We start from the raw sequence: 11,570 nt of genomic DNA on the forward strand, positions 1-11,570 counted from the left end.
ATCTCGAACCGGGCATCAACGATAAAGGGCCAGCGCCAAGGCGCCGAACAGGCAGGCAAACAGGCTCAGGCGCAGCAGCGCCGGGTGCCAGAACAGGCGGTACAGGTCCAGCGCGGACAGCACACGGTCCAGTACCCAGGCCAGCACCAGCGCCAGCAGAAACACCAGGCTCAGGGTCGGCATGTACACACCCTGCACAGCGATTTCACGCGGCATGCGCGGCTCCAGAGACGGCAGTGAGCGCCAGGCTGGCCAGCGGCGATTGCGGGTCCAGCAGGCAGGTGCGGATGAAGTGCAGGTAGCTCTCGACCCGGCGCAGCGGCGAGGTGTCGAAGTGCGAGGCGAACGGTTCGTCGGTTTGCCGGACCCGGCCGATGGCGCGGTTCACCGCCGCCAGGCTACGGCCCAGATTGCGCGCATCGGGCTGGATGAACAGGCGGATCAGCGAGCGACCCATGACCCGGATCGACACCCGCCATGAACGATGCGCCGCATAGCTGGGGTGCACCGGCAGCAACGCCTGCTCGCGGCGCAGTTCGATAATCGCGTGGCCGATTTCCAGCACCACGAACATCCAGCGCAGCAGTTCGCGCTGCACCTCGGGCTTGCCGGCGGCCAGGGTGTCGGCCTGGTGCATCACATCACGGGTCTGGCTCTCGAAGCTGGAGCCCAGTCGTGCCAGCGGCGCGCTGATGGCGAACACCACCTGGCGGCGCAGATCATCTTGCAGATGGCGCCACATCCAGCGGCTGTTGGGCGGCAGGATGATTGCCCCGGCCGCCGCGCAGATCAGCATGCCGACGATCATCGCCAGATAATCGTTGATGAACAGCGCCGGATCAAAGCGCGTCAGGTTGTCGGGCAGCGAGCCCATGCAAAAGAACAGCATCAGGCCCAGCCCATAGCCGGCCCACTGCGCGCGTGAGGACAGAAATGTGCCGAACACCAGCACCGGTGCCAGCACCACACACAGCAAGGGAAAGCCGTCGATGCGCGGAAAAATCGCGAAGGTTTCGACAAAGCCGAGTAGCGCACCCAACAGCGTGCCGCAGGCCATCTGCAACGACATGCGCCACGGGTTGGCATTCATCGACGACAAGGCCACGGTCACCGCAGAGACCAGAATCATCGTCGCGCCGCTGGGCCAGGCGCTCAGCACCCAGAAGACGCTCATCGCCCCGACCACCAACGCCGCGCGCACCCCGGCGCCCAGCGCGGCCATGCCGTTGGTACGGCTGACAAAGGGCTCTTCCCACTGCTCGCGCACATGGTTGTGATCGGCCAGCGAGGCATGGGTCAGCGCATAGTTGTGCAGTTCGCTAACCAACCGGTACAGCAACTCGAAGGCGGTGTGAAAGTCCAGGCGCTCGGCCTCGCTGGGCTGGTTGTCTTCCAGGTCCTTGCGCAACTGGCGTACCAACGGCGGCAGTTCAGCCTTCCAGTGTTCCAGACGCAGCACCAACCGTGCGGCATCTTCCAGGCTCAAGGCATGGTCGGCGCAGTGTTCCAGCATTGACGCCAGGCCTGTCATTCCTGGTTCTACATAGCGCAATACCCGACCCTGAGGCTGATTGCGCAGCCGTTCCAGCAGTTGATGCAACGCATTGAAGCGGGTGGTGATAGCCATGAACTCGCTGTTCAAACGATTGAGCCGACCGTTGCGCCGGCGCATGTACGGGTCTTCGAACAGGGTGACGCTGCGCAGCCCTTCAAGGCCAATGGCTTCGGCAACGAAGCGCAGATTACCTGCCTCGAATTCAGCTTGCGGATGGCCCTGGCGCAGACCATCGACTACAAAGCGGGCATAGCGGCCAAAGCGCTGAAACAGGGTGTTGCGCATCGCAGCACTGGCGCTTTGCGGCAAAATCGCGGCGCTGACCAGCGTCGAGCACAGAATGCCGAGAGAAATTTCCAGTACCCGCCACACCGCTGCCATGAACGCGCCTTCCGGGTGCGCCAGCGCCGGCAGGCCGATCAGGGCGGCGGTATAGCCGGCCAGCACAAAGGCATAGGCGCGAAAGTTGCGAAAGCGCGCCGCCCCTGCCGCACACAGGCCGACCCACAGCGCCAGGCAACCGAGAAACGGCACCGAATCCTGGCCGAACAAGGCCATCAACAGCACCATCATGGTCGAGCCGGCCAGGGTGCCGAGCAGGCGATAAAAACTCTTGGCGAACACATGCCCGCTTTGCGGTTGCATGACCAGCACCACGGTAATCACCGCAATGCGCGGCTGCGGCAGCTCCAGACGCAGCGCCAGCCAGTAGGTCAAAAACGCCGCCAGCAGTACCTTGGCGATGTACACCCAGGTCACGCCGTCGCTGCGCAACCAGGCATCGAACTCACGCCGCCATGGCAAGGCGACCAGACGTTGCAGAGCAAGATTCATAGGTATGTGAAATCCGTAGGAGCGGCTTCAGCCGCGAATGGTGGTGCCTGCTTTCCCGGCTAAAGCGGAACGCCGCCCGGCCGGTCCTACGGACTGTGCAGTGCAGGTTCAGCTGGCGAATCGGCGCCGGCCTGCAAGCCGCCGCCCAGCGCCACCACCAAGCCTGCATACGCACCCAGTCGTGCCGCTTCGACCCGTTGCTGGATGTCCTGCTGACGCCACAATTGAGTCTGCGCCTGCAATACATTGAGGTAGTCGACCAGCCCACGCTGCCAGGCCAAGCGCGCCAGGTCGCAGTTCTTTTGCGCGGCCGCCACCGACTCGCCGGCCAGCGCCTGTTGCTTGTCCAGCGATTCGCGGCGCACCAGTTGATCGGCAATGCCTTGCAACGCGCTGACCAGTGTCTGCTGGTAATGCGCCACGGCCAGGTCGTAGCCGGCGCTGGCCTGGCCCAATTCGGCACGCAGGCGGCCGCCCTCGAAAAGCGGCAGGCTCAAGGCAGGCCCGGCGTTCCAGGCCAGTTTGCGCGCACTTAAAAATTCCAGCAGGCCACCGCCGGTGGCCATGTAGCCAAGGCCGGCGGTCAGGTCGACATTGGGATAGAAGCCGGCCTGCGCCACCTCGATGCCGCGCGCCTGGGCCGCGACCTGCCAGCGGCTGGCAACCACATCCGGGCGCTGGCCGAGCAGTTGCGCGGGCAAGGCGGCAGGCAGTGGCAGCGGCTGATGCAAGGCCAGCGCCGGGCGCTTCAAGTGTTCGCCCTGCTGCGGCGGCAAACCTGCCAGCGCCGCGAGTTGATGCTGGCTCAAGCTAATGGCTTCGTGCAGCGCGTCGACCTGCCGATGGGTTTCCGGCAGCGGCGCCTCGGCCTGGCTCACTTCCAGTCGGGTGCCGATGCCCGCGCTCAGACGCCTGCGGGCCAGTTCAAGAATCTGCGTTTGCTGGTCCAGCGTCGACTCGACGATGCCCAGCCGCGCATGCTGCAACGCCAACTGGATATAGGCGCGCACCACGTTATCTTGCAGGGCCAGTTGCGCCTGGCGCAGTTCGGCAGCGCGCTGGTGAGCGATATCCAGTGCCTGTTCGCTGGCGTTATGTTCGCGGCCCCACAGGTCCAGATCCAGGCTCAGGACCAGGCCTGCATTGTTATCCCAGGTACGGGTATCGGCCAGGCTGCCAGGGCCGTAAAAACCATCGTTGGGCCAATTGCGCCGGGCAACGCGCGCCGTGGCATCGACCTGCACGGCCTCGCGAGACTCGACCACACCCGCCAGCGCTTGCGCCTCACGCACGCGGGCGGCGGCGGCGGCCAGGCTTGGGCTGCCACGCCCGGCACGCTCGACCCAGGCATCGAGCTGCGGATCGCCATAGGCGAGCCACCACTGCGTACCCGGCCAGCCGGCGTCGCGCTGGGCCAGTTCGATGGCCAAGTCTTGGGTGGGTAAGTGATCGGTCTGCGGCTTGATGCCTTGGGTTGAAATACAGCCGTTGAGTAAGGCGGATACGGCCAAAAGGCTGAGAGCCCTGATGATGCGACGCGGCACTGCTGCAAGTTCCCGAAAGGAATGAAACGACGGTAAGTGCGGCGATTCTAGGCGGCAGCCACGACGGCGATAAGCGGGAGCGGATGCGAATCTTTGTTACAGATTTTGAAATAATCACCGTATTCGGGATAGACATATCCCGGTAACTTCATGTCACAATTTGCTAACCGTGATAGCCGTTCCTCCCAGAGATACACCATGGACACCCTGCAAAACATGCGCGCCTTCAGTTGCGTGGCGCAAGCGGGCAGCTTTACTGCGGCTGCCGCCCAACTGGACACCACCACCGCCAATATCTCGCGGGCCGTTTCCAATCTTGAGGCGCACCTGCAAACCCGTCTGCTCAACCGCACGACACGGCGCATCGCCCTGACCGAAGCCGGCAAGCGCTACCTGCAACGCTGCGAGCAGATTCTGGCCTATGTCGAAGAAGCCGAAGCCGAGGCCAGCGATGCCCATGCGCGCCCGGCGGGGCAACTCAAGGTGCATTCGATGCCGGGGGTCGGCCAGCATTACGTGATCGATGCGATTGCCCGCTACCGCAGCGATCACCAGGACGTGTCGTTCGACCTGACCCTGACCAATCGCGTGCCGGACCTGCTTGAAGACGGCTACGACGTGTCCATCGTGCTGGCCAGCGAATTGCCCGACTCGGGCTTTGTTTCGCAGCGCCTGGGCATCACCTACAGCATCGTCTGTGCGTCACCGGCCTATATCAAGGCTCGCGGCATGGCGCACAAGCCCGACGAACTGCTGAACCACGCCTGCCTGCGCCTGGTCAGCCCGGTGTTCCCGCTGGACAAATGGCAGTTCAACGGTCCCGATGGTCAGGAAACCATCACGCTCAATCACTCGCCGTTTCTGGTCAATTCTGCCGAAGCCATGAAAACCGCCATCGCCAGTGGCATGGGCGTCGGTATTCTGCCGATCTACTCGGCCATCGACGGCCTGCGCGACGGTACGCTGGTGCGGGTATTGCCGCGCTACCGCTTTCAGGAGCTGAACCTGTACGCGGTCTATCCGTCGCGCCAGTACCTGGACGCCAAGATCAAGACCTGGGTCGAATACCTGCGCAGCACGCTGCCGGACATCCTGGCCGCCGACGAGGCGGATTTGCAGGTGCATACCCTCAGCTAGAGAGTTGTACGACAAGAAAACGGCTGACCGATAAGTGTCGAAATGTTAGCGTGCTACTTATTCATCCGGTCAAGAGTGATTAACACAATGAAAAAAACCGTACTCGCCTTCAGCCGTGTCAATCCGCAACTGGCTGAGCGCCTGGCGCAGGACTTCAACGTAATCGTGCCCGATCCGAAAAAGGGCGACCTCAACGACCAGTTCAACGAAGCCCTGCCCCAGGCGCATGGGCTGCTCGGTGCCGGCCGCAAGCTGGGCCGCGAGCAACTGGCCGCCGCCGAAAAGCTGGAAGTGATTTCGAGCATTTCGGTCGGCTACGACAACTACGACGTCGACTACCTCAGCGAGCGCGGCATTCTGCTGACCAATACCCCGGACGTACTGACCGAAAGCACCGCCGACCTGGGCTTTTCGCTGATCATGAGCAGCGCCCGCCGCGTCGCCGAACTGGACGCCTATACCAAGGCCGGCAACTGGAAACGCAGCATCGAGCCGCCGCACTTCGGCACCGATGTCTACGGCAAGACCCTGGGCATCGTCGGCATGGGCAACATCGGCGCCGCCGTAGCCCGTCGTGGTCGACTGGGTTTCAACATGCCGATCCTGTACAGCGGCAACAGCCGCAAGACCGCGCTTGAGCAAGAACTGGGCGCGCAATTTCGCAGCCTGGATCAACTGCTGGCCGAAGCCGACTTCGTTTGCCTGGTCGTGCCGTTGAGCGAGAAGACCCATCACTTGATTGGCCGTCGTGAACTGGCGCTGATGAAGCCGGGCGCGATTCTGGTCAACATCGCCCGTGGCCCGATCGTCGACGAGCCGGCGCTGATCGAAGCCTTGCAGAACGGCACCATTCGCGGTGCCGGCCTGGATGTCTACGAGAAAGAGCCGCTGTCCGACTCGCCGCTGTTCAAGCTCAGCAACGCCGTGACCCTGCCGCACATCGGCTCGGCCACCCACGAGACCCGCCAGGCGATGGCGGATCTGGCCTGCACCAACCTGCGCAGCGCCCTGCTGGGTGAGCGTCCGCAGAACCTGGTGAATACGCAGGTGTGGAAAGGCTGATCACCACCGGCAGCTTGTCGCCCCAGGACAAGCTGCCGTAGCGCCTGCACCGTCTGATCAAGGCTGCTGCGCTGCTGACAATCCGGCAGGCCCGGTGCGCCGAAAATTCTGATCCGCACCGTTGGTCAATGCCTGAGCACTCACGGTGCCATCCGGTGCCGCCGTGATGAACCGCCCATCAGCGCTGTTCTGCAGCATTATCATTTCCGGGTGTGCAAGATCCTTGCGCGCGCTCCACTGGAACGCCTTGAGGTTTATCAGGCAGGCGGCCATTTCCAGCTCCGTATGCAGGCACTCCGTAGAGGTCAATCCCGTCAGAATGAATGCCGGGCTTGAAACGCTGAGCACATCGAATACGCCCCATTGCTGCTGCACATCGGCTGCGTTACACACTTGCTGAGTCAACGTCCGGGACGTTCGGGCCAGGCACTTTCCTGTCGCTTCGGAGCGCAGGTATTGCGCGATTACCACTGGATAGCCCGCTTCGCCGCCGACAACGACAGGGGCTGGCAAGGCTGGCAATACCGGTAGTATGCGGCTATCGACGACTTGTCCGCTTCTCGACAACTGCACCTGTAAAGGCCTGCGCGAACTGGGCACATTGATCGCCGCCGTGATGAGACCCTCAGGAGGAATCCATCCTGGGTAAAGTGCCCAGCCATCAACCGAGCCGTCGGCATACAGAACCTTGAGCGTGTAGTCATTCAGATCGGAGCTACCACTGACGGCATAGACGTGCTGCTCACTTCCACGCACACCTTCCATGGAGACCGTGTCACTGGGGCCAGGCGTTATAAATTTTCCGTTATATGAATTCTGTAATAAATGAATGGTGTCACTGTTGGTCATGTCCTTGCGTACCACCCACGTCTGGATAGGTTGATTGGCACACACTGACATTTGCAAATTACCATCCAGGCATCTCAAGGTCGAAGACTGTCTGAGCCTGAACCGTTCGCCCCCAACAGCCGTCCAGCGCTGACGTGGTTCGTTGTCGAAGCAAGATTCAAAACCTGGGCCATCGAGCGCCAGTGACAGGCATTTGCCTGTTTTGACTGACTGGATTCTTGCTTCGGTAAAAGCCGACGTCGAAGGCTCATCAACGGATGAGGCGGTCCCCGTAGGAGCAAATACATTGCCGTAGTTGGAAACGATAGGGGGATATATCTGGGTTATCTGCTCGGCGTCATTGGAGGGATGGGACATCGAAATCACCAGAGTGTGTACAGCGACACCTTTTGCAACAGGCTCTTCGCCGGCCGCTACCAGATTCAGCACATGACCGTTATCAGAAACACGGGCAATACCCGTGTCGATCCCCCCGGTGGAAGGTTCGAGCGACTCGGAGGTCGGTATTGGCGCGGGACCGGGAGGCTGACGATGGTCGTCGGTGATTTCGGCATACTGCAAACCTTCAGGAAAGCTGCCAAAGCGCTGTTGTACCCGCAACATCTGTTGATGGGTATAAGGCGCAATGTAATGTTTCCAGTCGGCGGTGTTGGCAGGGTTCTCACGACGCAACTGCTCGAATTCATCGATCAGCGGTGCAGAGGCAGTCGAGGCCGGCCAGGCCGGTTCGCTCAAAGTGCCGAGCACGTGTCCGAAATAGTGATAATCGAGATGATCCTTGCCCAGACCGTAAGCCGTCGGATTCGGATGAGTGTTGGGCAGAAAGCGCAGATCGTACCCGCGCCATGCCCAGCCTTCGTAGCGCGGCGGCGTAGCGTGAGGCAGCCCCAGACCATGCCCGGTTTCATGCCAGAAACCGGCAGGGTAAAAGGGATAATTGCAACTGTTGCCACCACAACTGGCACCCACGCCAGGGGGCAACACAGGTATGTCATCGGGCACATCAAGCAATTGTCCGGAAATGGCCACGAACTGGCCGGGTCGCTTGTCACCCAGCGCGGAGGCTGCTCTCCAATAGTTGCCCATGCCCAACTTGGCAGGCAGGGTCTTGTCGCCAAACTCAGCCCACTCGCGGTCATTGCCATTCGCTGTGGAATACCGATGCGGCCGGCCATCAGGACCTCTGGCAATCACGTACGGCCAGTAACTCTCACCCATGCCAAGAATCAATTGTTTGATCGGCAATTCGGAGAACATTTCACGTGCGGCGATTTTTGCAAGTTGCGGATTCTTCTGCATGTCCCACTGATCCAGCGTTGTCCGGCAAGCAATGCGTGGTTTGAACAGACACCCTTTGATATTCATCAACACCAGGCCTTCACTCTCGTTGTTGAGAAACACCATCTTGTTTTTATTCAACGTACCGAATTTTTGCGGATCATGATTGACCACGAATTTCAGTTCAACGCCGGGTAGCACAAGGTAAGAAGGTAGCGTTACCGTGAAGGCGCTTGTCGTAAATCTGGGAAAGTTACCGACGATGGGCCTGCCCGAAAAAGTATTCTCTTGATCGAATAGTGCATTTTTGGGCAATGCTTCGGGTGGCGCCATGGGGATGGCAATTTCAACACCCCGGGACTGCACAATCATATTGACCGAGTCGACAGTCGCCAATGTGTTCGGTTCAAAAACCACTAATGCTTCACGACCGGGAACCAGCAGGGGATCGAATATTCTCCTTGGGGCATCGATAACATGGGTTTGCGCAAAACGTATTTGCGCCTGAACAAAACCGTCCAGATCGTTTTGCCAACGCGCTGTCCCGGAAGAACCCTCAGCAGGTGGCGGTGATGCCTCTTGCGCCTGCAACATCAACGAAGTTGGCGCAAACACCAGACATCCCGCCAGAAAAATAGCGTTTATCCTTGATTTGTTCATCTGTAATTCCCTTTACGAATGAGCTCATCTCTCCTCTTCGCCACCCTCCCATGTTTAAATGGTTCTAACCACTGACATAAATGACAGTAGGCCCCCAACGATAGAGTCGTTACGCCAGCTTGCCCTGCCCCGCCACCTGCACAATTCGTGGCTTCCTGAACACCAGCACGTTTCCTACCATCACCAGCACCAGCCCGAACAGCGCGGGCAGCGTCCACTGATAGCCCTCGACGAACACCGAGATATTCAGCGCCACCACCGGAAACAGTACGGTGCAGTAGGCGGCCCGTTCTGGCCCCATGCGCCCGACCAGGGTCAGGTAGGCGGTAAAGGCGATCACCGAACCCGGAATTACCAGATACACCAAGGACCCGACATAGCGGCTGTTCCATTCGAAATGCAGCGGTACGTCGCTGATCAGGCAGTACAGGCTGATCAGCAGTGCTCCGTAAAGCATGCCCCAGGCGTTGGTGGTCAGCGGGCGCAGGCCGGCTTTTTGTTGCAGGCTTGAAAGCATGTTGCCCGCCGAGAAGCACAGCGTACCGATCAATGCCAGACCCAGGCCGAGCAAGGTTTCACGGCTGGCGGTGTGGCCGACCAGTTCCGGCCAGAACAGACAGGCCAGGCCGCTGAGGCCCAGGGCGGCGCCGAGCAGTACGTTGCGCGCGATGCGCTGGCCGAAAAACACCCGGGCATTGAGCGCATTCCACAACGTGGAGGTGGAGAACACCACGGCAATCAGCCCGCTGGGGATCCATTGGCTGGCGGTGTAGAAGCACATGAAGTTCAGGCAGAACAGGCACAGCCCCTGAGCCATGCAGATGAGCTGGCCACGACGGTTCATCGGCTGCAGGCGGCGGCTGACTAACAGCACGGCAAACAGCACCAGTGCGGCCAGGCCGAAGCGATAGGCGATCGACAACGGGATGGCGACTTCGCCCAGTTGCAGTTTAAGGGCGATCCAGGTGGTGCCCCAGATGATGACGGTGAGCAAGTAAAGCGAGAGGTTCATGGTGCGGCTCCTGATGAGCCTTGAGTCTGATGCCCAGTCCTGGTGCGCGCTTGCATAATCTTGCGCATTTGCATCGGGCGTTGCTGGCAAACAGCCTTGCGCGGCGTAGGATAGGCGGGTCAGAGGAATCGTCATGTCGCTCGAATCAATCCAGGTCTTCCAGTGTTTGAACAGTTCACCCCACGCCCGCCTGGAGCAGAGCGCGCTGCTGGGTGACGGCTTGATCGCGGCGCAGTGGAACAACCATCACGATATCCGCGAATACCATTCGCCCACACACCACACCTTGTCGTGTTACATCGCTGATGGCACCGGCACGTTTCGCCGCGATCAGCCCGACCAGAAAGGCGCACCCGGCAAACTGTGCGTGCTGCCTGCCGGGCATGAGTCGGCCTGGGTGATCAATGGCGAGATTCGTCTGGCGCACTTGTATGTCAGCCCCGAACAGTTTGCCCAGGGCTGCGTCACGCTGCTGGACCGCGAACCACGCGAGCTGCAACTGCGCGAAAACACCTTTCTCGACGATGCTCGCCAGACCGGGCATTTTCGCCAGTTGATCAACCTGAACTGGCAGGAACCTGGCGAGCGACTGCTGACCAGCAGCCTGGCGCATGAAATGCTCAGTCACGCCCTGCTCAGCCAGGTCGGGCTGCGCGACGGCTTGCGCCTCAAGGGTGGCCTGGCAGCGCATGCACGACGGCGGCTGGTGGAGTTTATCGAGGCAAACCTGAGCGAAGCCTTGAGCCTGGGTCAATTGGCGGGGTTGTGCGCGCTGTCCGAATATCACTTTGCGCGGATGTTTCGCGAAAGCTTCGGCATGCCGCCGCATCGTTATGTATTAGCGCGACGCCTGGAGCGCGCCCGGCAGTTGCTGCGTGAGACGCTGCAGCCGGTGGGCGATATCGCGCTGGAATGCGGCTTTGCCAGCGCGAGTCATTTCACCAACCGCTTTCGCCAGAGCATGGCCGCGACGCCGATGGAATATCGCGCGGTATTTATGTAGCCCGGCCAGGCGGCACTCCGATTAATACCAATCAAACAAGACGGTTTTCGCCGATATTTCGTCTGACGCCGGATCCGGGTGAGACGGATGGCTGTCCCCTTAAGCTCGCGAAAAGACCCGCGAAATCAGCACATCTGTGGCGGCTGTACCTCAGCATTCGCGAGCTACGCTCACTCTTACCAAACACAACGCAAAACGACCTGATTGATCGCATTCGCAGGAGATCACCCGCCGCCATGGCGCCGCGCTGTCGCGTAGCAAACATTGGATGTAGGAGGGAGCTCTGCCGGAATGCCGGACCATCGCGATCGGCTGCGCAGCAGTCGTAGATTTGCAGCATTTCGACGATTTCTGTGAGCGCTTCGCGCTCAATCGCCAGCAGAGACGGATCGCCGCCCGCTCCCTCCTACAAGTGATGTTTTTTAATTCAATAAAATCAATAACTTATTTTATGTTTGATGAGAGATCGCCCGTCGCCATGGCGCCGCGCTGTCGCGCAGCAAACATGGGACCTGATCTGACCCCAAAAAGTTGGACAGTCTATTGCCACACGCCCACCGAGCGAGTCCTGAACTCCACAGGACTCAATCCGCCAAGCTTCACTTTTATCCGGTCATGATTGTAGTAACGGATGTA

9 protein-coding genes are annotated in these 11,570 nt (G+C 60.5%); 3 read left to right on the forward strand and 6 right to left on the reverse strand.

Features of this window, described 5'->3' with window-relative positions:
- Positions 1–15 precede the first annotated feature (15 nt).
- From ACYP2A_RS00905 to ACYP2A_RS00915, 3 genes are all read right to left on the reverse strand, one after another.
- Positions 16–216 carry a DUF1656 domain-containing protein gene (locus ACYP2A_RS00905; protein ID WP_459741887.1) on the reverse strand — a complete coding sequence of 67 codons (201 nt, stop codon included), beginning with the start codon at positions 214–216 and terminating at the stop codon, positions 16–18.
- A complete protein-coding gene (locus ACYP2A_RS00910; RefSeq protein ID WP_459741888.1) occupies positions 206–2,389 on the reverse strand; it encodes an FUSC family protein in 2,184 nt (727 codons plus the stop codon). Before ACYP2A_RS00910 ends, ACYP2A_RS00905 begins: the two co-directional genes overlap by 11 nt.
- Before the next feature lie 86 nt (positions 2,390–2,475).
- Positions 2,476–3,933: an efflux transporter outer membrane subunit gene (locus tag ACYP2A_RS00915; protein ID WP_459741890.1), complete on the reverse strand. Its 1,458-nt coding sequence runs from the start codon at positions 3,931–3,933 to the stop codon at positions 2,476–2,478.
- A gap of 198 nt (positions 3,934–4,131) precedes the next feature.
- Between ACYP2A_RS00915 and ACYP2A_RS00920 the strand changes: the two genes are divergently transcribed.
- Positions 4,132–5,070 carry a LysR family transcriptional regulator gene (locus ACYP2A_RS00920; RefSeq protein WP_459741892.1) on the forward strand — a complete coding sequence of 313 codons (939 nt, stop codon included), beginning with the start codon at positions 4,132–4,134 and terminating at the stop codon, positions 5,068–5,070.
- Between the two features lie 87 nt (positions 5,071–5,157).
- A complete protein-coding gene (locus tag ACYP2A_RS00925) occupies positions 5,158–6,132 on the forward strand; it encodes a 2-hydroxyacid dehydrogenase (RefSeq protein WP_459741894.1) in 975 nt (324 codons plus the stop codon).
- Positions 6,133–6,189: 57 nt separating this feature from the next.
- Here ACYP2A_RS00925 and ACYP2A_RS00930 read toward each other — a convergent pair whose 3' ends face one another.
- On the reverse strand, positions 6,190–8,919 hold the full coding sequence (locus ACYP2A_RS00930; RefSeq protein ID WP_459741896.1) for a TagA domain-containing protein: 2,730 nt from the start codon (positions 8,917–8,919) through the stop codon (positions 6,190–6,192).
- A 109-nt stretch (positions 8,920–9,028) separates the two neighbouring features.
- A complete protein-coding gene (locus ACYP2A_RS00935; protein ID WP_459741898.1) occupies positions 9,029–9,931 on the reverse strand; it encodes a DMT family transporter in 903 nt (300 codons plus the stop codon).
- Between the two features lie 133 nt (positions 9,932–10,064).
- Here ACYP2A_RS00935 and ACYP2A_RS00940 point away from each other — a divergent pair, with 133 nt between their 5' ends.
- Positions 10,065–10,934: a helix-turn-helix domain-containing protein gene (locus ACYP2A_RS00940; protein ID WP_459741899.1), complete on the forward strand. Its 870-nt coding sequence runs from the start codon at positions 10,065–10,067 to the stop codon at positions 10,932–10,934.
- 540 nt (positions 10,935–11,474) lie between these two features.
- Here the strand turns inward: ACYP2A_RS00940 and ACYP2A_RS00945 are convergent.
- The coding region (locus ACYP2A_RS00945) for an IS3 family transposase (protein WP_459741911.1) at positions 11,475–11,570 on the reverse strand (96 nt) is incomplete at its 5' end.

The sequence above is a fragment of the Pseudomonas sp. 3A(2025) genome, assembly GCF_054589175.1.